This window comes from Chryseobacterium sp. 22532 (assembly GCF_052044665.1).
In the GTDB taxonomy this organism is placed as follows: domain Bacteria; phylum Bacteroidota; class Bacteroidia; order Flavobacteriales; family Weeksellaceae; genus Chryseobacterium; species Chryseobacterium lathyri.
On the sequence record NZ_JBQENJ010000002.1, the window covers coordinates 447,452 to 468,941 of the forward strand.

At 36.4% G+C, this 21,490-nt stretch carries 20 protein-coding genes; 13 read left to right on the plus strand and 7 right to left on the minus strand.

The window, feature by feature from the left end; translation table 11 throughout:
- Positions 1–140 precede the first annotated feature (140 nt).
- From bglX to ACTJIV_RS06190, 4 genes are all read left to right on the plus strand, one after another.
- The gene (gene bglX, locus ACTJIV_RS06175) at positions 141–2,468 is read left to right on the plus strand and encodes a beta-glucosidase BglX (RefSeq protein ID WP_440626326.1); all 2,328 of its coding nucleotides are present in this window, start codon (positions 141–143) and stop codon (positions 2,466–2,468) included.
- Positions 2,469–2,556: 88 nt separating this feature from the next.
- A complete protein-coding gene (locus ACTJIV_RS06180) occupies positions 2,557–2,943 on the plus strand; it encodes a hypothetical protein (protein WP_223559172.1) in 387 nt (128 codons plus the stop codon).
- A gap of 281 nt (positions 2,944–3,224) precedes the next feature.
- Positions 3,225–3,638 carry a hypothetical protein gene (locus ACTJIV_RS06185; RefSeq protein ID WP_223559173.1) on the plus strand — a complete coding sequence of 138 codons (414 nt, stop codon included), beginning with the start codon at positions 3,225–3,227 and terminating at the stop codon, positions 3,636–3,638.
- Positions 3,639–3,860: 222 nt separating this feature from the next.
- Positions 3,861–4,001 (plus strand): bacteriocin-like protein, encoded by a 141-nt coding sequence (locus tag ACTJIV_RS06190; protein ID WP_146897008.1) that lies wholly within the window; start codon positions 3,861–3,863, stop codon positions 3,999–4,001.
- A 114-nt stretch (positions 4,002–4,115) separates the two neighbouring features.
- Here ACTJIV_RS06190 and ACTJIV_RS06195 read toward each other — a convergent pair whose 3' ends face one another.
- Entirely contained in the window at positions 4,116–4,265 is a 150-nt protein-coding gene (locus tag ACTJIV_RS06195; protein ID WP_157963361.1) for a bacteriocin-like protein, read from the minus strand.
- Positions 4,266–4,531: 266 nt separating this feature from the next.
- Between ACTJIV_RS06195 and purB the strand changes: the two genes are divergently transcribed.
- The 6 genes from purB to ACTJIV_RS06225 all read left to right on the plus strand — a co-directional run bounded on the left by purB (position 4,532) and on the right by ACTJIV_RS06225 (position 12,416).
- Entirely contained in the window at positions 4,532–5,959 is a 1,428-nt protein-coding gene (purB, locus tag ACTJIV_RS06200; protein ID WP_111954791.1) for an adenylosuccinate lyase, read from the plus strand.
- A gap of 45 nt (positions 5,960–6,004) precedes the next feature.
- On the plus strand, positions 6,005–6,958 hold the full coding sequence (locus ACTJIV_RS06205; RefSeq protein ID WP_440626330.1) for a WG repeat-containing protein: 954 nt from the start codon (positions 6,005–6,007) through the stop codon (positions 6,956–6,958).
- Between the two features lie 312 nt (positions 6,959–7,270).
- Positions 7,271–10,966: a phosphoribosylformylglycinamidine synthase gene (locus ACTJIV_RS06210; protein ID WP_440626332.1), complete on the plus strand. Its 3,696-nt coding sequence runs from the start codon at positions 7,271–7,273 to the stop codon at positions 10,964–10,966.
- A 75-nt stretch (positions 10,967–11,041) separates the two neighbouring features.
- Positions 11,042–11,443 (plus strand): ribonuclease inhibitor, encoded by a 402-nt coding sequence (locus ACTJIV_RS06215; protein ID WP_440626334.1) that lies wholly within the window; start codon positions 11,042–11,044, stop codon positions 11,441–11,443.
- A 95-nt stretch (positions 11,444–11,538) separates the two neighbouring features.
- Positions 11,539–12,165, plus strand: coding sequence for an SGNH/GDSL hydrolase family protein (locus ACTJIV_RS06220; RefSeq protein ID WP_336378501.1), 627 nt, complete (start codon positions 11,539–11,541; stop codon positions 12,163–12,165).
- Positions 12,166–12,233: 68 nt separating this feature from the next.
- Positions 12,234–12,416, plus strand: a complete 183-nt coding sequence (locus ACTJIV_RS06225; protein ID WP_111954803.1) for a bacteriocin-like protein — start codon at positions 12,234–12,236, stop codon at positions 12,414–12,416.
- A 33-nt stretch (positions 12,417–12,449) separates the two neighbouring features.
- Here ACTJIV_RS06225 and ACTJIV_RS06230 read toward each other — a convergent pair whose 3' ends face one another.
- Positions 12,450–12,806: a diacylglycerol kinase family protein gene (locus ACTJIV_RS06230; RefSeq protein ID WP_440626336.1), complete on the minus strand. Its 357-nt coding sequence runs from the start codon at positions 12,804–12,806 to the stop codon at positions 12,450–12,452.
- A 254-nt stretch (positions 12,807–13,060) separates the two neighbouring features.
- Here ACTJIV_RS06230 and dnaN point away from each other — a divergent pair, with 254 nt between their 5' ends.
- From dnaN to ACTJIV_RS06245, 3 genes are all read left to right on the plus strand, one after another.
- Positions 13,061–14,191: a DNA polymerase III subunit beta gene (gene dnaN, locus ACTJIV_RS06235; RefSeq protein WP_111954807.1), complete on the plus strand. Its 1,131-nt coding sequence runs from the start codon at positions 13,061–13,063 to the stop codon at positions 14,189–14,191.
- 308 nt (positions 14,192–14,499) lie between these two features.
- A complete protein-coding gene (gene pheT / locus ACTJIV_RS06240; RefSeq protein WP_111954809.1) occupies positions 14,500–16,902 on the plus strand; it encodes a phenylalanine--tRNA ligase subunit beta in 2,403 nt (800 codons plus the stop codon).
- Between the two features lie 245 nt (positions 16,903–17,147).
- Complete coding sequence (locus ACTJIV_RS06245) at positions 17,148–17,558, plus strand: META domain-containing protein (RefSeq protein ID WP_073335269.1); 411 nt, start codon at positions 17,148–17,150, stop codon at positions 17,556–17,558.
- 48 nt (positions 17,559–17,606) lie between these two features.
- On the opposite strand, the gene ACTJIV_RS06250 is transcribed toward ACTJIV_RS06245, so the two are convergent.
- The 5 genes from ACTJIV_RS06250 to bla-A form a co-directional block, all read right to left on the minus strand.
- On the minus strand, positions 17,607–17,846 hold the full coding sequence (locus ACTJIV_RS06250) for a hypothetical protein (protein ID WP_007845674.1): 240 nt from the start codon (positions 17,844–17,846) through the stop codon (positions 17,607–17,609).
- Between the two features lie 36 nt (positions 17,847–17,882).
- A complete protein-coding gene (locus ACTJIV_RS06255) occupies positions 17,883–19,199 on the minus strand; it encodes a hypothetical protein (RefSeq protein ID WP_440626340.1) in 1,317 nt (438 codons plus the stop codon).
- Positions 19,200–19,203: 4 nt separating this feature from the next.
- Complete coding sequence (locus ACTJIV_RS06260) at positions 19,204–20,094, minus strand: 3-hydroxybutyryl-CoA dehydrogenase (protein WP_174772308.1); 891 nt, start codon at positions 20,092–20,094, stop codon at positions 19,204–19,206.
- Between the two features lie 12 nt (positions 20,095–20,106).
- A complete protein-coding gene (locus ACTJIV_RS06265; RefSeq protein ID WP_111955077.1) occupies positions 20,107–20,517 on the minus strand; it encodes a hypothetical protein in 411 nt (136 codons plus the stop codon).
- Between the two features lie 71 nt (positions 20,518–20,588).
- On the minus strand, positions 20,589–21,470 hold the full coding sequence (gene bla-A / locus ACTJIV_RS06270) for a CGA/CIA family class A beta-lactamase (protein WP_111954815.1): 882 nt from the start codon (positions 21,468–21,470) through the stop codon (positions 20,589–20,591).
- Positions 21,471–21,490 lie beyond the last annotated feature (20 nt).

The following is a 21,490-nucleotide window of genomic DNA, read 5'->3' on the forward strand; positions in this document are numbered from 1 at the left end:
CAATTTTATCGCAGATAAAATCCTTGCACCTAAAAAACATAAAGCTTAAAAAAATAGCGCCTTTGCATTATCCAACAAAAAAAGACCCCACGGTTAAACAATAAAATAAAATTAGAACTATAATTTAAGAAGATAGATTTATGAAAAAGTTAATTGTACTCGCAGCTTTAGCACTTTCACCTGTGTTTTCCGCACAGGAAATGGTAACCAAGCCGGTGCAGTCTTACCAGACAGCCCAATATCAGGCGAAAAGAAAAGCTTTCGTAGAGAATCTTTTGTCTAAGATGACTTTAGATGAAAAGATTGGCCAGCTCAACCTGCCTACCTCCGGAGATTTTACAACCGGACAGGCTCAAAGTTCAGATATCGGAAAAAAAGTAGAGCAGGGATTAGTAGGAGGATTATTTAATATAAAAGGAGCTGATAAAATCAAAGCTGTTCAGAAGGTCGCTATAGAAAAAAGCCGTCTGAAAATTCCTTTGATCTTCGGAATGGATGTCATCCATGGTTACGAAACCACTTTCCCGATTCCATTAGGCCTTGCTGCTTCATGGGATATGAACCTGGTACAGCAGTCTGCAAGAGTTGCTGCGAAAGAAGCTTCTTCAGACGGGATCAACTGGACTTTCTCGCCGATGGTGGATATTTCCCGTGAGCCGAGATGGGGAAGGGTTTCCGAAGGTTCCGGAGAAGATCCTTATTTAGGCAGCGAAGTTTCTAAAAATATGGTCTATGGCTATCAGGGAAAAGATCTTTCCGCCGGTAATACCATTTTAGCCTGTGTAAAGCATTTCGCACTATACGGAGCGGGAGAAGCCGGACGTGATTACAATACGGTGGACATGAGTCATGTGAGAATGTTCAACGAATATTTTCCTCCATATAAAGCAGCGGTAGATGCAGGAGTAGCTTCTGTAATGGCCTCTTTCAATGAAGTGGACGGAGTTCCGGCAACCGGAAATAGATGGCTGCAGACTGATGTTCTGAGAAAAATGTGGAACTTCAAAGGTTTCGTAGTGACCGATTATACCGGGATCAATGAAATGACAGAACACGGGATGGGAGACCTTCAGCAGGTATCTGCTTTAGCCCTGAAGGCCGGAGTAGATATGGATATGGTAGGAGAAGGATTTTTAACAACCCTGAAAAAATCCCTTGACGAAGGAAAAGTTACGCAAGCTGAGATCGATATGGCTGCAAGAAGAATTCTTGAAGCAAAATACGATCTTGGATTATTCGATGATCCTTACCGTTACGGTGATGCAAAACTGGCTGCAAAAGAGGTTTACAATATGGAAAACCGTAACATAGCAAGAAGTGCAGCAGCTCAGTCTATGGTTTTATTAAAAAATGAGAATAATGTATTGCCACTGAAAAAATCCGGTACAGTAGCCGTAATCGGACCATTGGTTAATAACTCACTGAATATGGCGGGAACATGGAGTGTTGCCACAAAACATGCTGCCTCAGTTTCATTAATGCAGGGTCTTCAGGCTAATTATGGAAAAGAAGTGAAATTCCTTTCCGCAAAAGGTGCTAATATTGATTACGATGCCAAATTAGAAGATATCTATGCAGCTCACGGTAAAAAAACAGACAGGGATAATCGTTCTAAAGAAGAATTATTGAAAGAAGCAGTTGACGTAGCCAACAAAGCAGACGTTATCGTTCTGGCAATTGGAGAATCTGCCGAAATGAGCGGGGAGTCTTCATCAAGAACAGAAATTACCATTCCCCAGTCACAGGTTGATTTATTAAATGAACTGAAAAAGACCGGAAAGCCGATCGCGCTGGTACTTTACACAGGGCGACCGTTAGCTTTAACCAATGTAAAAGATACACCTGATGCTATCCTGAACGCATGGTTTGCCGGATCAGAAGCAGGAAATGCTATTTCAGACGTTTTATTCGGGAAAGTAAATCCTTCAGGGAAACTTCCGATGACCTTCCCGAGAAGCTTAGGGCAGGTTCCTATTTATTATAATGCAAAAAATACTGGCCGCCCGTTAAGTCAGGATAAAGTCGATAAATGTGTGTATGAAAGATTCCGTTCCAATTATATGGATGAGTGTAATACACCACTATATCCATTCGGTTACGGTCTGAGTTATTCTAAATTCAGCTATTCCGATATGTCAGTTTCAAACCCGAATCCAAAAGGAAATCAAACGATTCAGGCTTCAGTAACGGTTACTAATTCCGGAAATTATGACGGGGCTGAAGTGGTGCAGCTGTATATCAGAGACCTGGTAGGCAGCATTACCAGACCGGTAAAGGAACTGAAAGGATTCCAGAAAATTTTCCTAAAAAAAGGAGAATCTAAAAAAGTAACTTTCGATATTACACCAGAAAGCTTGAAATTCTACAATGGAGAATTGAAATTTGACTGGGAACCGGGAGAATTTGATATCATGATCGGAACCAATTCTGATGATGTGAAACATTCAAAGATCAACTGGACTAAATAATATTAACCAAAGCCATTCTTTTGAATGGCTTTTTCCCTTTTTTTGGCATGATTTTTAATAGCACAGTTATAACTTTAAGATAATAATTATGAAAAAAACGATTTTACTTGGCGCAATGTTTTTGGGTTCTTTTATATTTGCACAGATCAAAGGTGGTGATCGAGATGCACATGGATGCATCGGTTCTGCAGGATATACTTATTCCCAGATCAAAAAAGATTGTGTAAGAGTATTTGAGCAGAAGATTAAATTAACAGAAGTTGCCCCTAAAGGAAGCTCTACTTCAATGGCTGCCGTGATTTTTAGTAAAGATTTGAAGAAAGCCGAAGTTTTTGTTCCGGATACGGATGGAGAGAGCCTGATTCTTACAAGAGCAGGAAAAGGTAAAATCTGGAAAAAAGATGGATATGCATTGGTTCCTTTCAAAAAGAATGGGTATCAGCTTAAAAAAGACAATGTTGTGATTTATCAGTAAATCCAGATTTATAAAATACAATTGAGACTGTCCGTTAAGGCAGTCTCTTTTTTTTAATTGAATAAAGAGTGTAATTCTACGAACATATATTTTCTACTAGGAGCCTGGAGAATTGTATAATATGATCGGAACCAGCTCTGGTGATATAATATCTAGGAGATACATAATTAAATAATATATTTTGTAAACCCTTCAAAATAAGTGTTTTTTTTGTATCTTAGGTTAGCTAATACCTTGTTACTATTGTTATTGTATAAAACTAAAACCATTAATATTTTACTATGAGAAAAACTATTTTATTGGGCGCAATATTCGTCAGTTCTTTAGCCTTTACCCAACAAAAATCTCCAGTTTTAGGAGGTGACAGAGATGTTCATGGCTGTATAGGTTCAGCAGGCTATACGTATTCACAGATCAAAAATGATTGTGTGAGGGTTTTTGAACAGAAAATCAAATTAAAGGAAGTGAGCTCAGATAAAAGTTACACTTCTATGACAGCTGTTATTTTCAGTAAAGATATGAAAAGGGCTGAAATTTTCATCCCGGACGGAAATGCAAAAAGCATCATCCTTACCAGAGAAGGAAAAAGCAAAATGTGGAAAAGTGGAAGCTATATTAAAGAAGCTTATGTTTTGGTTCCTTTTAAGAAAAAAGGATATCAGCTTAAAAAAGATAATGTTGTGATTTATCAGTGATCCAATTTTAATACACAAAAGCCACTCGGAAAAGAGTGGCTTTTTTTATGAAACCAGGGTGGATTTTGACTTGTCTGTCAATTAAAAATACTCTTTGATAATTTGAAAAAAATAAAAAATAAATATTAAATTACACTTCCGACTAAAAAATGTATATTGCTGTGACCAAATCATAGCGGAATCCGAAAAGCTTATAGAGTAGGAAAGTGTAAAAAATACTATATGAAAAATCTAAAAAAACTTACAAAACAAGAATTGAAAACAGTTCAGGGAGGTATTCCTATGTGCTTGCCAGGCTATTTCTGGTGTTCATTTGTGAAAAAATGCATACCTGTAGGGACAGAGTGTGGACTTGCTCTATAGTAATCACTCTTTGCTTCTGTAAACAAAAGAAAAGCCGTTCGGAAGAACGGCTTTTTGTATAATACGGTGGTTACGCTGATCTGGTTTTTATTAATATTTCAGGTCAGATATTTTTTAATAACATTTATCAGGGTCGTAAGTTCTGCATGGTCCATTTTCTGTATATTGACAAGTACCGGCAGGGCAATATCCACCCGGTGGAGGAACCCATCCTCCCGAAATCATTTTTAAATCACTTTTTGATAATTTTTTTAGATTTTTCATAATAAGTTTGATTTTAGATTTGTTATTTTTTTTCTGTAAACTTTTAAGTTCTACACCTTACTAAATTAGAAAATAAATTGAAACAAAATCACCTTTTGTTGAAAAATTAAAATTATTTCTGTAAAATAAATTGTAAAAACAGATTTTAGCTTATTTAAAAACACGAATAAAATAACCAAATTTAACTAAAATTTAAAACAGCATCCACAATTTTCATCTCTCACTGAAAATCCTTATTTTTGTACATCTAAAAAGTAAAAGAAAGAATGAATTCCTACAAAAATCCATTGGAAGAGCGCTATTCCAGTGAAGAAATGTTGTTTAATTTCTCACATAATAACAAATTCCGTACCTGGAGAAAGCTTTGGATCGCTTTGGCTGAAATTGAAAAAGACTTAGGTCTTGATATTACAGACGGGCAGATTGCTGAGCTGAAAGCTAATGCTGAAAATATCGATTATGATAAAGCAGCTGAGTATGAAAAAAAATTCCGCCATGATGTAATGGCTCACGTTCATACCTATGGTGATGTGGCGCCTTCAGCAAAAGGAATTATCCACTTGGGTGCTACTTCAGCTTTTGTAGGTGATAATACAGACCTTATTCAGATCCGTGACGGGCTTTTAATCTTAAAGAAAAAGCTGGTTAACGTCATGAAAAACTTAGCTGATTTCTCTATTCAGTATAAAGATCTTCCTACCTTAGGATTTACTCATTTCCAACCAGCTCAGCTGACGACTGTTGGAAAAAGGGCTACACTTTGGTTGCAGAGCTTGGTTCTTGATATTGAAGAACTGGATTTTTTCCTGGAAACACTTCGTTTCAGAGGAGTAAAAGGAACTACAGGAACTGCTGCAAGTTTTTTAGAACTTTTCAATGGTGACTATTCCAAAGTAAAACATTTAGATAAAGAGCTTTCAAAAAGATTCGGTTTTGAAAAAGTATTCGGTGTTTCTGGTCAGACTTATGACAGAAAAATCGATGCTAAAGTAGTTGCTTTATTAGGGAATATTGCTCAGTCTGCTCATAAATTCACCAACGATTTACGTCTTCTTCAAAACCTTAAAGAAATTGAAGAGCCGTTCGAGAAAAACCAGATCGGTTCATCAGCAATGGCTTACAAACGTAATCCAATGAGAAGTGAAAGAATCGGAGCATTGGCAAAATATGTAATGTCTTTGACGACAAGTTCTGCGATGGTAGCTTCTACCCAATGGTTTGAAAGAACACTGGATGATTCTGCCAACAAGAGGCTGACGATTCCTCAGGCATTTCTTGCTGTTGATGCTATTCTATTGATCTGGAATAATATCATGAACGGAATTGTTGTATATCCGAACAGAATCAACAAGCATATTATGGAAGAGCTTCCTTTCATGGCAACGGAATACATTATCATGGAAGAAGTGAAGGCTGGTGGTGACCGTCAGGAAATTCACGAAGTGATCAGAGTTCATTCTATGGAAGCTTCTAAAAAAGTGAAAGAAGAAGGAAAAGAAAATGACCTTATTGAAAGAATCTTAAATGATGATTCTTTAAAATTAGATAAATCAAAATTAAAAGAAGTTTTAGATCCTAAAAACTTTATAGGTTTCGCACCGATCCAGACAGAGGAGTTCATCAGTAATGAAGTTCAGCCAATTCTGGATAAAAATAAAGACCTGATAGGATTGGAGGCTGATCTTAAAGTATAAACATATGCAGTCCTTTTGGGCTGCATTTTTTATTTTATATTCAACATGAAAAAAACTCTTCTACTCATTTCCCTGATACCCATCCTTTCTTTTTCCCAGAAGAAAGAGGTCTTAAAATATTTTATTTCAAAAGATTCTTTGGTTGGAGTTAAAAATCAGAAAGATGAAATTATTGTTCCGGCCCAGTTTAAAATTTTTTCAAACATTGAAAATGGAGAATTAGTTGAAGGGGAGACCATTTATTTTGATGGGTTTAAAACAGGAGAAGCAAAAGAGAAAAATGCATGGGGATATGTCTACGATAAAAAAGGGAATTTCCTTTACAGACCTTTCTTTTATGACAATGGAGCAGATTATTTTTCCGAAGGTTTAAGAAGATTCGTTAAAAATGGAAAAGTAGGTTTTGCAGACAGAAATGGAAAAGTTGTTATAGAACCAAGTCATGATTTTGCATCGCCTTTCAAGTATGGCTACGCTGCTTTTTGCGACGGCTGTGACTGGGAAAAAACAGAAGATGAGCACAAAGCAATCGTTGGCGGAACATGGGGAGTAATGGATTTCAAAGGGAAAATTGTAAAGCCCGTTTCAAAATCAGAAAATGCAGTAGAAGTTGGAGGGAAATATTTTCCAAACCCATTTAATTATAATGAAAAAGAGAAGACCATTCTTCAGTTTTTCAATATACAAAACAAAAAGCTTTCAGAAATCTATTATGTAAATCATTATACAAAACTCTCTGATAATGAAAAGAAATTATTTTTTGAAATTGTAGAGAGACCAAAAGAAAATTTTCCATTCTATCAGGTAAATACGTATGATTATAGAAAAACGGAAGCAGGAATATCGGATTTTAAGTTTATAGTTTCAGAAGATGGTAAAAATATTTTTGCACTTGAATTTGAAAATGAAAAAATTCCTTTTCAGAAATGGCTGAAAGATGAGACAGAAAAGGCCGAACAGTTTCAGAAAGAACATCCCGATAACCCAAATAAATTATAAATGAACGTCATTATAATGAAAAAACTTTCGATTTTTTATTGATTTTTCTGTCTGTGAAAAGTTTTTGAAAACCAGAAAGAGATATACGCCATCATGGAGGCTAATGTGAAAAATTAAAAGAAAAATCAGGGGCTTATTCCATATCGGTCGGAATAGGGAAAGAGAATAAATGTATACAAAACATTTTGGGGAAATAGATAAAGCGGATGACAATAATCTGACGTTAAAGTTATAAAATATAAAGAATCATGTATTTGGTTCTGAAAAACTAAAAAGAAAGTAATAAATCTAATATTTAAAATCTGACATCTAATGTCTAATAACAAAAGAATTTTCGTAGAAAAAAGAGGTATTTTCGATGTAGAAAGTCCAAAAATTTTTGATGAAGTAAAAGCGGTTGTGCCGTCAATCAAAAGTGTGAAAGTGTACAATGTGTACGATATTTTCAATTTGAATGATGGTGAATTCGAAAAGGTGGTCAACAGCACTTTCGTAGATCCGGTTACTGATATTTTACATGAAGAAAATCCTGCCGAAGGAATTTATTTTGCCATGGAGTTTTTGCCGGGCCAATATGACCAGCGTGCAGATTCTGCACAACAGTGTATTGCTTTATTGACGGAGAATGAAAAGTCTAAAGTAAGAAGCGGGAAACTGATCCGGTTTGAAGGAGTTTCTGAAGCAGAGCTTGTAAAAATCAAGGATCTTCTGATCAATAAAGTGGAGTCTCAGGAAAAAGATCTTTCTACCTTAAATATTCCTGCAGATGAAATTCCGACAAAAGTTTTGATCCACGAAAATTTCATCAGTTTCGATGATGCTGAGCTTGAAAATTTTTACAATAATCACGGTTTTGCATTAGGATTGGATGACCTGAAATTTATTCAGGAATACTTTAAAACAGAAAAAAGAAATCCTACCGAAACGGAACTGAAAGTTTTAGACACCTATTGGAGTGACCACTGCCGTCATACCACCTTTGAAACAGAATTGTCAGACATCCAGTTTGAAGGAGATTTCAAACATACATTGGAAACCATTTTCAATGATTATATCGAAAAAAGAAAATTCTTAGGCCGTGAGCTGAAGCCGATCTCTTTAATGGATCTGGCAACAGTATGCGGAAGATATTTCCATAAAACAGGTAATCTGGAGAATCTTGTTGTTTCAGACGAGATCAATGCATGTACCATCCAGATCGAAGCTGAGTACGACGGTAAAAAAGAGCCGTGGTATTTATTATTCAAAAACGAAACCCACAATCACCCTACAGAAATTGAACCTTTTGGAGGTGCTTCAACATGTTTGGGAGGTGCTATCAGAGATCCTTTGTCCGGAAGATCATATGTATTCCAGGCGATGAGATTGACTGGTGCTGCCAATGTTTTAGAACCGGTTGATAAAACCTTACCGGGAAAACTTCCTCAGAAAACCATTACAAAACAGGCTGCCAATGGATATTCCTCTTACGGAAACCAGATTGGTCTGGCCACTACAATGGTTTCGGAAATCTATGATGAAGGTTACAAAGCCAAAAGAATGGAAGTAGGCTTCGTTACCGGAGCAGTTCCTATTGATTGGGTGAGACGTGAGAAGCCAGCAAATGGTGATTCCATCATTATTTTAGGAGGTGCAACAGGTCGTGACGGTGTTGGCGGGGCAAGCGGAAGCTCAAAAGAGCAGGACGAAACCTCTATTCATACGATGAGCTCTGAAGTTCAGAAAGGAAATGCCGTTGAAGAACGTAAAATCCAGAGACTGTTCAGAGATCCTGCTGTAACAAAACTCATCAAAAAATCTAATGATTTCGGAGCAGGAGGTGTTTCTGTAGCCATCGGTGAAATTGCAGATTCTTTAGAAGTGAATCTTGATGTTTTACCTTTAAAATATGAAGGATTAAACGGAACTGAGCTTGCTATTTCCGAATCTCAGGAAAGAATGGCGGTTGTAGTTGATCCGAAAGATAAAGAGCAATTTATCAAATTCTGTGAAGATGAAAACATTGTAGCTGTAGAAGTAGCAAAAGTGACGGATTCAGGTAGAATGCAGATGTTCTGGAAAGGCGATAAAATTGTTGATCTTTCAAGAGAATTCTTAGATACCAACGGATGTTCAAAATCACAGGATGTAAAAATTACTCATCTTGAAGAAGTAAAAGAAGAAGCAGCATCTTTTACAAAAGAGAACTTCCTTAAAATATTAAGCGATAAAAATGTAGCTTCCCAGAAAGGATTGCTGGAAATGTTTGATTCATCCATCGGTGCAACTACTGTTGCGATGCCTTTAGGTGGAAAATACCAACAGACGTTGATGGAAGGGAGTGCTCAGACACTACCAATCTTAGGAGCAAAAAATATTGAAACTGTTTCCTTCGCAAGCTGGGGATTCGATACCGGAATTTCAAAACAAAATTCATTGCTGGGAGCCTCTTATGCCGTAGTAGAAAGTGTTGCTAAAATTGCTGCCATGGGAGGTGATTACAAAAATATCAGGTTAAGCTTCCAGGAATATTTCGAAAAACTGGGCCAGAATCCAGAGAAATGGGGCAAACCTTTAGCTTCTCTTTTAGGAGCTTATGATGCCCAGATCAATTTAGGTCTTGCGGCTATCGGAGGAAAAGATTCTATGAGCGGTACATATCAGGATCTGAATGTTCCGCCGACTTTGATTTCATTTGCCTGTGCCAACGGTGAAAAGAAAAATGTAATTTCACCGGAATTCAAACAGGCTGGAAACAAAATATATTTCTTCAACCATATTCCCCAGGAAAACGGACTTCCTCATTATGAAAGCTTAAAAGGAATTTTCGAATTTATTTTTGAAAACATCAAAGCCGGAAAAATTGTTTCGGTAAAAACTGTTAAAGAAGGAGGTGCTGCGGTAGCTTTAGCCAAAATGAGCTTTGGAAACAGGCTTGGAGCAGAAATCAGTATTGACGAAAATGCTTTACTGGCTAAGAATATCGGTAGCCTAATCATAGAATCAAAAGAAGAGTTGAGTAATGGTTCTCTTCAGCAGATCGGTGAAGTAAAAGGCTCAGGTGTCTTAACGATAAATGGTATGGAATCTCCTATCCTGGATCTTCTGGCAGCGTATACCGGAACCTTCGAAAACCTTTTCCCAACCAAGGAAAAAGAAAAACTGACGGTTGAAATTGATGAGAAATCAAACTCAATCCATCCAAGAAATATTATTATTAAAAAACACGGAATTGCCAAGCCGAAAGTATTTGCTCCTGTATTTCCGGGAACAAACTGCGAGTACGATACCCTGAATGCATTCCAGAAAGAAGGTGCTCTGATCAGCAGCCTGCCTTTGAAAAATATCAGCCACCAATTGCTGGATGAAAGCATTGATGCATGGGTGAAGGAGATCAGAACATCTCAGATCCTTGCATTCTCAGGCGGCTTCTCAGCAGGTGATGAGCCGGATGGTTCTGCAAAGTTCATTGTAAACGTTCTGAAAAACGAGAAGATGAAAAACGCTGTTCACGAACTATTGGACAGAGACGGGATGATCATCGGTATCTGTAACGGTTTCCAGGCATTGGTTAAATCCGGTCTGCTACCTTATGGAAGAATCAAAGATCTGGACGAAAATTCTCCGACACTGGCCCACAATGCCATTAGAAGACATATTTCCCAGATGGTCAATGTAAAAGTGGTCAACGATGAAAGCCCTTGGTTAAAAGAAATGAAAGATCAGGTATTCACCATTCCGATCTCTCACGGGGAAGGGCGTTTCATGGCTTCCGAAGAAGAAATCAAAAAGCTTTATGAAAACGGACAAATTGCTACCCAATATATTGATCTTGACGGAAATATTGCCCACGGAATGCCTTTCAACCCCAATAACTCATTATTCGGAATTGAAGGAGTTACCAGCCCTTGCGGAAAGATTTACGGAAGAATGGGACATCCTGAGCGTTTTGCAGAAGGCCTCATGAAAAACATACCGACCGCGAATTACCACAATATATTCAAAAACGGAGTAGAATACTTCAAATAAAATAGAAATGACCGCCACTGAATGGCGGTCATTTTTTATATTTACAAGGATTAAGCTTATAAAAATTAAACAGGGTTGGAGTCAGATAAAAATAGAATAATCACAATCGATGGCAGGCACTTTTCAGATCTTCCTGGGTTCTACCATGAGGTTTCCTTAGTGTTGATGAAAGATATAGACTGGAAAGCAGGAACACTGGACGGCTTTGACGACATTCTGTATGGTGGTTTCGGTGTATTTGAAGGCGGAGAAGAAATTGAGATCATATGGAAAGAATCCCAAAAATCAAAAGAAGATCTAGGCCTCGAATCCACCCGGAATTTTTACCAGAACAAGATCAGACAGGGAAAACCATTTAACATACAATTAATGCAGCAAAAACTGGAGGATTTGCTGTCAGGAAAAGGCCAGACCCTGTTTGAAATTTTAGTTGAAATTATAGAATCACACAAAAATATTACACTAATTTTGGAGTGATATTAGACGAATGATAAATAATGAATTGTGTTCAACAGTATTGCTTATATTCCAACAGTACTAACATCTAATTTCTAATATCTAACATCTTTAATATGAAGAAAATGATTTATGGGCTGTTCTTCGGAGACAGCATTACGTATGGAGAATATGACGGAGTATTCGGAGGTTGGGTTGATATTCTTAAAAGATATGCCCTGCAGCAGTTTCATGAAGGAAGCAACGAATTGATTCTTTTTAATCTGGGAATAGGAGGCGAAACAACAGAGGGCTTGTTAAAACGGATGCCTTATGAGCTGGCAGCCAGAAATTCAGCAGAAGGAAATATAGTTTTTATTGGGTACGGAGCCAATGATCTGGCCATAAAGGACGGAGTACCTATGGTAAGTACTGTCCAGTTTAGAAATAATATGATTGAAGCTATTCATCATGCAAAACAGTATACGAATGATATTTATCTGGTAAGCATTCTTCCGGTTTCCCGGAAAATAGATGGAGTACAGGCTGCAACTGGAAAATTAAGAACAGGTGAGGAAATTCTGGTTTATAATCAGATTCTTAAAGATATCGCGGTTGAAAATACCTTGCATTATATTGATTTTTATACTGTATTTTTAAGAGATAAGGAAATTTTACTTTCCGGAGACGGTGTTCATCCCAATGAAAAAGGCTACGGCGTAATGGCTGAAACTGCCATACCAATTATAGAAAAATATTTATAAGATTAATTTATCTTAACGTAGTGAAATATTAATTTTATTTGTAGTTTTAGGATTACAAATAAAAAAGTATGAAAAATCTAAAAAAACTTAAAAGACAGGAACTGAAAAATGTAAATGGAAAAGGGGTAAACCCACCTTTGATTACTGTCCCTGTTGATGAAAACGGATATTGTAATTATCCTTATGGCTGGTATTGTCCAAAATTTAACGGCTGTATGACCTCCGAATCCTGGGACTTTCACTGCTCTTAAAAACTACAAAGCATTCCTCTTCGGGATGCTTTTTTATTGAAATATATACTTCCAATAAACAATAACTCCCACAACAACGGACCCAATTGTCATCAGAAGAGTGGCTCCGGCAGAAATATCCTTAATAAAACCGATTCTTTTATCAAAATCAGGCTGAACCATATCACATATCTTTTCTATGGCTGTATTGAATATTTCAGCACTTAAAACACCTATTGACGCTACAAGAATAAGCATGATATCAATTGATGAAAGCTTAAAATAGCATATCAGAATCAGATTTATCAAGAAAGCAGCAAGTTCAATCCGGAAATTTCTTTCCGTTTTTATCATCAGGAAAATACCCCGGAAAGCATTTAAAAAACTTCTGTGAACAGGCGGTTTTTGCATAGCTTATTTTTAACAAAGATAGGATTTGTAATTTGATACAAGTGAAATATTCAGGATCCATTTTCATACTTATATTCACTCACCAATGAGAAAATAAAGATCAGATTTTGATCAGAATTAATGATTAGAAGTAAATACGGACATTAAAATCATGTCTTAAAACCGCTTAATGATATTTGTTCAAAACTCCTTAAGATTATTTTTTTCATTATAGTTTCTATTTATTATATTTGTAGAAACTTATTTTTAAATCTATGAAATTTATTATTTCAAGTGGTGAACTGCAGAAAGCATTGCAAACTGTAAGTGGCGTAATATCAAGCTCTCAATCGAGACCGATTTTAGAAAACTATCTTTTTGAATTAGACGGAAATAACGTTACCATTACAGCATCTGATGGCGAGACTACTCTTGTTACCTCTCTGGACGTAAAGTCTGATGATTCGGGTAAATTTGCCGTTCCTGCTAAAATTTTTCAAGATTTTATCAAGACGTATGGAGAACAGCCTTTAACGTTCGTTGTAAAGGATAATGCAGAAGGAACCGGAAGCCAGCTTGAGATTTTAGATGAGAAAGACAATTTCGCTGTAGCACTGGATAACGCCGACGATTATCCGGAACTTCCTGAATTTGATGCGGCTCAAAGTGTAGCTATGCCGGCAGGAGTTTTATCTGAAGCATTGACAAACACTCTTTTTGCAACAAGCAATGACTCTCTTCGTCCCGTAATGACCGGAGTATTGTTCCAGTTTGGAGAAAATGAAACCAATTTTGTTTCTACAGATTCCCACAGACTGGTAGTTTATAAAAGAACAGATCTGATGAATGCCGAGCCAATGGAATTCATCATGCCTAAAAAACCTTTGAACATTTTCAAAAATATTCTGGCCAGCTCCAACGAAGACGTTACCATCGACTTCAATGAGAATATGGCTAAATTTACTTTTGGAAAACATATCTGGATCTGTAGATTGATAGATGGTAAATACCCTAATTATACAGCGGTAATTCCGAAAGAGAATCCAAATGTACTGACGATCAACAGAAATCTTCTTCTGGGAGCGATCAAAAGAGCATCAATCATGTCCAATAAATCTACCAACCAGGTAAGATTTAAGCTGTCTGCCAATATTCTTCATCTTCATGCAGAAGATACAGAATATGCAAACAAAGCGGATATGCAGATTCCTTGCGATTATAACGGGGAAGACATCAATATTGGTTTCAGTTCCAAGTTTTTAACGGAAATGCTTACCATTTTAGGTTCTGACGATATCACTATGAAAATGTCTCAGCCAAACAGACCAGGAATCATAGAACCTCTTGACGGTCTTGAAGAAAGTGAAAATATTCTGATGTTATCAATGCCGGTAATCGGGTTGTAATATTTGAAACCAATAAAAATATAAGAGATTGAATTTTTTTTCAGTCTCTTTTTTTTATTTTAAATGAGTTCTGGTTTTTAAAAGATTAATTTTAGTGAATAACTGCAAATTCTAAAGATAATATCAACGAATTTATCTTTTTTTATAGGAAAACTTGCTCATTCAACAAGAAGAAATTAATAAAAACTATTTGTTTTAAAATGATTCCTAAATTTCTCTATTTCTTAAAAAAACACGACATTTGTACGGGAAAATCGTACAGTACATATTGTGCGAAAATTCAATAATTTTTTTTCAAAATATAGCAAATGAAAATATCAAACAACTGGCTGAAAGACTTTATCAAAACGGAACTGAAAACGGAAAGGATTGGAGAATTCCTGACAGATATAGGTCTTGAAGTGGAGGGGATAGAAAAATTTGAGAGTGTAAGAGGCAGTCTGGAAGGTATTGTAGTAGGAAAAGTATTGACCTGCGAAAAGCACCCGAATGCAGATAAACTAAAGAAAACAACAGTTGATGTAGGGAATGGGAAAATATTAAATATCGTTTGTGGCGCTCCTAATGTTGAAGCAGGACAGACGGTTCCTGTAGCTGTTGTCGGAACTAAGATCTATGATAAAACTGGAAAATTTTTTGAGATCAAGGAAGCTAAAATCAGAAGTGAGGTATCTCAGGGGATGATCTGTGCAGAAGATGAACTTGGCCTTAGTGATGATCACGGTGGAATTATGGTTTTGGATGAAACCCAATATGAAGTAGGAAAGAACTTTGCTGACTATTTTGAATTGGCCACTGATGAGGTGATCGAAATTGGTTTAACGCCTAACAGAACAGATGCGATGTCACATTATGGTGTGGCAAGAGATCTTCATGCTTTTCTTTCAACCAACCAACAGAAATCAACATTTGAGAAAGTGAATTCTGAGGTTTTGAATGGCGAGGGTTCACATAACTTCACGTTGGAAGTGGAAAACGCCGAGCTGTGTCCAAGATATATAGGGGCTGTTATTGAAGATGTGAAAATAGCCGAATCTCCTGCCTGGCTAAAAAACAGGCTGAAAGCAATCGGGTTAAACCCGATCAACAATATTGTAGATATTACGAACTATATTCTTCACGGTTACGGACAGCCTCTTCATGCATTTGATGCAGACAAGATTGCTGACAGCAAAGTGAAAGTAGGAACTGTAAAAGAAGGAACAAAATTCACCACTCTGGATGGTGTTGAAAGAACTTTGAATGGTTCTGAAGTGATGATCAAAGACGGGAAAGATAACCCAATGTGTATTGCAGGGGTTTTCGGTGGTGCGAATTCAGGAGTTTCTGATGAAACGAAAACCATCTTCCTGGAAAGTGCTTATTTCAACCCGGTAGCCGTAAGAAAAGGGGCTAAATTTCATGGCTTAAATACAGATGCTTCTTTCAGATTTGAAAGGGGAGTAGATCCCAATATTACCAGAACAGCAATAACTCACGCGATCAAAATGATCCAGGAGATTGCCGGAGGAAAATTGGTTGGGGATCTGTTAGAGGAATATCCAAAGAAGATTGAAGATAATTATGTGATCATCAGATTCTCAAAGATCGAACAGATTTTAGGAACAAAGATCCACAGAGAGAAAGTAAAGGAAATCTTAAAATCTCTCGAGATCCAGGTTTTAAATGAGATCCAGAACGGACTTGAAATCTCTGTACCGGCTTACAGAGCTGATGTGACGAGAGAAATTGATGTAATTGAAGAGATTCTGAGAATTTACGGATACAATAAGATTGATGCCCCACAGAAAATATCTTTTACACCGGTAAAATTAAGTGCTAACGATCAGGACGAGCTGGAAAATAACTGGGCAAGAACACTGCAGGGACTTGGTTTTAACGAAGCTATGAATAACTCGCTGACTTCTGTAAAAGATGAAACCGATGCCGTAAAATTGCTGAACCCATTGAGTGGAGACCTGGCGTTCATGAGAAAATCTTTATTGGAAGGGCTTCTTCAGAACGCAGTGTACAACATCAACAGAAAGAATCAGGATATCAAATTCTTTGAATTCGGAAAAATTTACCATAAAAAAGATAAATATGAAGAAAGAAAACAGCTGGCCCTTCTTGTTACAGGAAGAGATGTTGCTGAAAACTGGCTTCAGCCTAAATCTGCAGTAAGTTTCTACAATCTTAAAGCCTATGTAAAAGTATTATTAGAAAAACTGGGTGTTGATTATAAAGAAATTGCTTTAACAGACGAAAGATTTTCCGATTCATTAGCTTATGAAGCCGGAGGAAAAACTTTAGTAAGAATTGGAAAAGTATCTCCGGTTTTATTGAAAGATTTTGATATTGATCAGGAATGTTTCTATGCAGAAATAGAACTTGAGTTGGCTCAGGAATTACGTTCTAAAAATGTTCTTAAGTTTAAGGATATTCCTAAGTTCAATAAAATCAGAAGAGACCTTGCCTTATTGATCGATAAGAATATAAGCTATGAGGATCTTTATCAGACAGCGAAAAAGAACAAATCTCCTTTCATTAAAGGGATTAATTTATTCGATGTGTATGAAGGAAAGAATCTTCCGGAAGGAAAAAAATCTTATGCCATGAGCTTTGAACTTCTTAATGAGGAAAAGACATTGGAAGAGAAGGAAATTTCTGAAGTAATGGATTCTCTGATCAAAGCATTCCAAAAAGAATACAACGCAGAATTAAGATCTTAATTCAGATAAAAAATATATCAAAAAAAACGGGCTTTAGCCCGTTTTTTTGTTTTGTAATCATTGCAAATTAAATTCTACATAATCTTATCGTATATGTTTTTAAAGTATAGAAATCTGCTCAATCAACCAGATCTGTGAGAAAAAAAATAATTCTAAAATAGAGAACATTCGAAAGTAATAAAATCTTTCACAAACCGTTTAAATAATATAATTTCCTTAAATTTGACTAAATCAAAAAGAAAAAAATGAAAAATCTTTTTTTAAGTATAGGTGCGGCTGCTATTCTGGCATCGTGCGGTACAATGTCCAGTGCTTCTGCATCTAAAGTAGGAAAAGCACAGCCTTCACTGGCCAATACGAAATGGACATTGGCTGATAACGTAAAAGGTAAGGTTCCGACCCTTAATATCGAAGGCGAAAAGATCAATGGAAATGGGGGATGCAACAACTATTTCGGGACAGCTAAAATAGATCCTTCTACAGGCGATTTTTCTGCCGGACAAATGGGATCTACAAAAATGATGTGCAACAATATGAGCGTTGAGCAGAATTTTATGGATATGGTAGGGAAAGCTAATAAATATGTGATTTCCGGGACTACCTTAGAGCTTTACAAAGACAATTTACTGCTGTTGAAATTCAATAAAGCGGAATAAAATAAAAAGGAACTCAATTTGAGTTCCTTTTTTATGTTTAGGTAGTTATTATTCTTCCTCTTCTTCGTCGTACTTAGCCAACTCTTCATCACACCATTTAAATGCAGCCTCTACAACTTTTGTAGCTTCGTCTGCCATAGTTTCTTCATCGTCACCTTCCAAATCATCTAGCCACTCAACTTCCTCTTCCTCAACGTTTAAGATAAATCTTGGATATTCTGTGTGAACTACGAATAAATCTTCAGGAAATTCCGAATTGTCTGCTAATAAAAACTTTGGTAATTTCATTTTTTTATATTTTAACTTTAATCAAAGATAATAAAATTATTGATATTTGTTCCTGTTGATTTTAATTTTTTGCAAAACTTTATACCTTGTAAGAGTCGTTCTCCGAAGTGTATCCTCAGGTTTGAAAGTAAGGGTAATATCAGGATTTACTGTACTTAAAAGTTCAGCAACCTGTATTCTTTCCAGACTTTCTTCATTTAAAACAAAAAACTGTATAGGAACTTTATCCAGCTTCTCACTCTTTAAAAAATCTGAGGCCGCTTTTCTGTTTTCAAGATAATTTCCTTTAGACAGCCATGTGAAAGCCAGTCCGGACAGTAAGCTTAGTCCGGTGATTACATAGGTTTTAGTATTGAAGATCCGGAAAAGTCTGTTAAAGTAAATAAGCCATACAGGAATTATAAAAGGTCCTATAATCCTGTAATCGAGAGGGATGACCGAATAAAAATACTGAACAAAATAAGAGCATACAATGCCGGAAATACTGATAATGCTAAAGAAATATTCCGTTTCGGACAGCTTATTTTTTACAAGAAGATAAATCATCAAAAAGATATTCAAAGCCCCAATACCATAAATACCATAATTGATGAAGCTTCCCCGGGGATCTGCAATATGGATGAAAGGATTGAATGAAGTTGTCAATCCCTGTATCAGTTCTTTCAATAGCTTGGAAGTGGGGTGAATTCCCATGATCAGAACCTGCTTGATATAATTTTCATTAAAATAATCAATAAATAAAAGTTTATAAGCTCCCACAAACAGGATTCCAATAATACTGGAAATAATAAATACCAGTGAATACTTTTTTCTCAAAAATATTAAGCCGTAAAGGCCGGTTCCTCCAATGAAGAATAAAGCACTGTATCTGATATTATAAAGAGCAATTAATGAAAGGGAAAGATAAAAAATAGCTTTTCCTTTTTCAAGTTTTCCTGTTATGATCTGCGAGGCAGTATATAAAAATAAGAATACAAAAGGAATAATAAGGGCTTCGCTCATCGTATAAGCAAACAATGAAACAAAGCTGAACAATCCGCATACTGCAATGGCTTCACGTTTATAGAACTTTTTTTTCCAGCAGAAATAAATAATAAAAAGATAAGCGGCAAGTCCAAGAGCCTTACTTCCCCAGAACTCATCGAAGCCTAGAAATGTAAACAACCTGATGCCAACAGGATAGCCTACCGGAGTGGTAGTATTGTCAATAGTAGGAAGAACATGCGCAAATCTCATGAAGCGGATAGAATCAGGATTTACTCTTCCTTTTTCATTTAATATAAAACGAAGAATGGTCATCATTACAGTGATGATGACCATTGCTATTTGGATATTTCTTTCCTTTAATTTCATTCAGTTATTTCAAAAACATTTTTGAAACTTTTTCAGCTTTTTTGCTTTCCGAATAATCATAGAAACCTTCTCCTGACTTTACACCCAGTTTTCCGGCCATTACCATGTTTACAAGAAGCGGATTCGGTGCATATTTAGGGTTTTTGAAACCGTCGTACATTACATTAAGAATAGCAAGACAGATATCAAGACCGATAAAATCTGCCAGCTGAAGAGGCCCCATCGGATGTGCCATTCCAAGCTTCATTACCGTATCAATTTCTTCTACACCTGCCACACCGTTGTAAAGCGTTTCAATAGATTCATTGATCATAGGCATCAGAATTCTGTTGGCTACGAAACCAGGGTAGTCATTCACTTCCACAGGGACTTTACCCAGTGTTTTGCTCATTTCATAAATAGCATCAAAAGTTTCCTTGGAAGTAGAATATCCTTTGATGATTTCTACCAGCTTCATGATAGGAACCGGGTTCATGAAATGCATTCCGATTACTTTATCCGCTCTTTTGGTAGCCGCAGCGATTTTTGTGATGGAAATAGAAGAAGTATTGGTAGCCAGGATGCAGTTCGCAGGTGCAAATTCATCCATCTGTCCGAAGATTTTCAGTTTCAGATCCTGATTTTCAGTGGCTGCTTCTACGATAAGGTCTGCACTGCCTGCCGCTTCTTTAAGTTCAGTAAAAGTGCTGATGTTTCCTAGTGTTTCAGCTTTCTGCTCTTCCGTAAGGTTTCCCTTTGCGATTATTCTGTCAAGGTTAGTTGTAATTGTTTTCAGTCCTCTGTCCAGAGCATCCTGAGATACATCCACCAGATTTACTTTGAATCCGCTTTGTGCAAAAGTATGCGCAATTCCATTTCCCATGGTTCCAGCTCCAATAACTACAATGTTTTTGATCATTTTTTTCTTTTATTTTTTATAGATAGTTAAATTTTTAATATCTGCTAAATCAGATTTATAGACAGTCACTGCGGGATCGAAATCCACTGTACCGTCACTGTTCTGTTTTCTGGTTCTGTTTTGTGAAGTAATAACAGATTGCAGGCCTTTTCTGAAAGCAGTTTTCTGTTTTTTACCCAGTTTGTCTGTTCCGATGTATAAAGTAAACTCACCTTCTCTTCCTAAGCCTCCTTGTTTCAAGATTTCAAAAGCTTTCAGTTGATTGTTTTTCTCAAACTTTTTCAGATAATCCATCACAGGTTTTGTGGAGGGTGTTCCACAGCAGATGCTGCCATAGCTTATGCGTACATAGCTCATACTCTTTTGCGAAAAAAAGAATGCAGAACAGAAAAGAAATGTTGTTAATATTATTTTTTTCATATTCATAGTTTTTCCGGATTAAAGAACAAAAAATTACCGGTTTTTTCAGCTTTAAAAATAAGCTTAATATTTTACTTATTAAAATCGTCCCAGACTGCCTTAGAAATATCAGAAACCAATCTGCAGTTCACGGCATTACTTTCCATGGAATTGCTTACAAATATGGCAATTGCGTAATGTTTTCCGTTCGGAAGGGTGATGATTCCCATATCGTTTTCTGCAATGGTAAGTCCTTCGTTATTTTTCCCGGAAGCTCCCGTTTTATGGGCTACAGGAGTGTTTTTAGGAAGCTGTTCAACAATTTTATTGGTGCCTGTTTTTGTACCGATCATAATCTGCATCAGATAATCTGTGGACTTTTTGGAAAGCAATTTTCCATCATGGAACTTTTTAAGAAGCTGTACAGCAGAATTCGTTGTACTGTAATTCTCATAAAGTGCTTTCCAGTCGTTTTTGTGCATTTCATTTTCATTGTACTTAATCTGGAAGCCTTTTACCCCTTTGGAATCCATAAATCCTTGAACCGTTTTTGTTCCGCCAATGAGTTTCAGCAGAACATCACAAAGATTATTGTCACTTAATGCAACGGTATAATCGATTATTTCATTTAAGGAAACATCAATATTTCCATCGGGATGCTTTTCCCGAAACGGAGACCATGTATTTTCCATCAGATCAGATTTACTGATGAATATTTTCTGACCCAAAGACAGTTTTCCTTTATCCACAAGATCTAACACTGCGCAGGCAATATGAAATTTGAAAACACTTAAAGTAGGAAATGGCATATCCTCGTTTTTGCTGTATTTGAAATTATTTTCAAAGCCAAGAACCGAAACTCCAACGGTTGCTTTTTTATCTTTAATAATAGAGTTTATTTTCTGCTCTAAAACAGATTTTTGAGCTACAGCCAGCGACGAGATCAGAAGAAAGAAAAGTCCTATTTTTTTCATAGTATAATGATTAAAAGAAA

What these genes read in the sequence shown, in the direction of transcription:
- bglX (WP_440626326.1), top strand. Translation starts at nt 141, where the DNA reads ATGAAAAAGTTAATTGTACTCGCAGCTTTAGCACTTTCACCTGTGTTT.
- ACTJIV_RS06180 (WP_223559172.1), top strand. Translation starts at nt 2,557, where the DNA reads ATGAAAAAAACGATTTTACTTGGCGCAATGTTTTTGGGTTCTTTTATA.
- ACTJIV_RS06185 (WP_223559173.1), top strand. Translation starts at nt 3,225, where the DNA reads ATGAGAAAAACTATTTTATTGGGCGCAATATTCGTCAGTTCTTTAGCC.
- ACTJIV_RS06190 (WP_146897008.1), top strand. Translation starts at nt 3,861, where the DNA reads ATGAAAAATCTAAAAAAACTTACAAAACAAGAATTGAAAACAGTTCAG.
- ACTJIV_RS06195 (WP_157963361.1), bottom strand. Translation starts at nt 4,265, where the DNA reads ATGAAAAATCTAAAAAAATTATCAAAAAGTGATTTAAAAATGATTTCG.
- purB (WP_111954791.1), top strand. Translation starts at nt 4,532, where the DNA reads ATGAATTCCTACAAAAATCCATTGGAAGAGCGCTATTCCAGTGAAGAA.
- ACTJIV_RS06205 (WP_440626330.1), top strand. Translation starts at nt 6,005, where the DNA reads ATGAAAAAAACTCTTCTACTCATTTCCCTGATACCCATCCTTTCTTTT.
- ACTJIV_RS06210 (WP_440626332.1), top strand. Translation starts at nt 7,271, where the DNA reads ATGTCTAATAACAAAAGAATTTTCGTAGAAAAAAGAGGTATTTTCGAT.
- ACTJIV_RS06220 (WP_336378501.1), top strand. Translation starts at nt 11,539, where the DNA reads ATGAAGAAAATGATTTATGGGCTGTTCTTCGGAGACAGCATTACGTAT.
- ACTJIV_RS06225 (WP_111954803.1), top strand. Translation starts at nt 12,234, where the DNA reads ATGAAAAATCTAAAAAAACTTAAAAGACAGGAACTGAAAAATGTAAAT.
- ACTJIV_RS06230 (WP_440626336.1), bottom strand. Translation starts at nt 12,806, where the DNA reads ATGCAAAAACCGCCTGTTCACAGAAGTTTTTTAAATGCTTTCCGGGGT.
- dnaN (WP_111954807.1), top strand. Translation starts at nt 13,061, where the DNA reads ATGAAATTTATTATTTCAAGTGGTGAACTGCAGAAAGCATTGCAAACT.
- pheT (WP_111954809.1), top strand. Translation starts at nt 14,500, where the DNA reads ATGAAAATATCAAACAACTGGCTGAAAGACTTTATCAAAACGGAACTG.
- ACTJIV_RS06245 (WP_073335269.1), top strand. Translation starts at nt 17,148, where the DNA reads ATGAAAAATCTTTTTTTAAGTATAGGTGCGGCTGCTATTCTGGCATCG.
- ACTJIV_RS06250 (WP_007845674.1), bottom strand. Translation starts at nt 17,846, where the DNA reads ATGAAATTACCAAAGTTTTTATTAGCAGACAATTCGGAATTTCCTGAA.
- ACTJIV_RS06255 (WP_440626340.1), bottom strand. Translation starts at nt 19,199, where the DNA reads ATGAAATTAAAGGAAAGAAATATCCAAATAGCAATGGTCATCATCACT.
- ACTJIV_RS06265 (WP_111955077.1), bottom strand. Translation starts at nt 20,517, where the DNA reads ATGAAAAAAATAATATTAACAACATTTCTTTTCTGTTCTGCATTCTTT.
- bla-A (WP_111954815.1), bottom strand. Translation starts at nt 21,470, where the DNA reads ATGAAAAAAATAGGACTTTTCTTTCTTCTGATCTCGTCGCTGGCTGTA.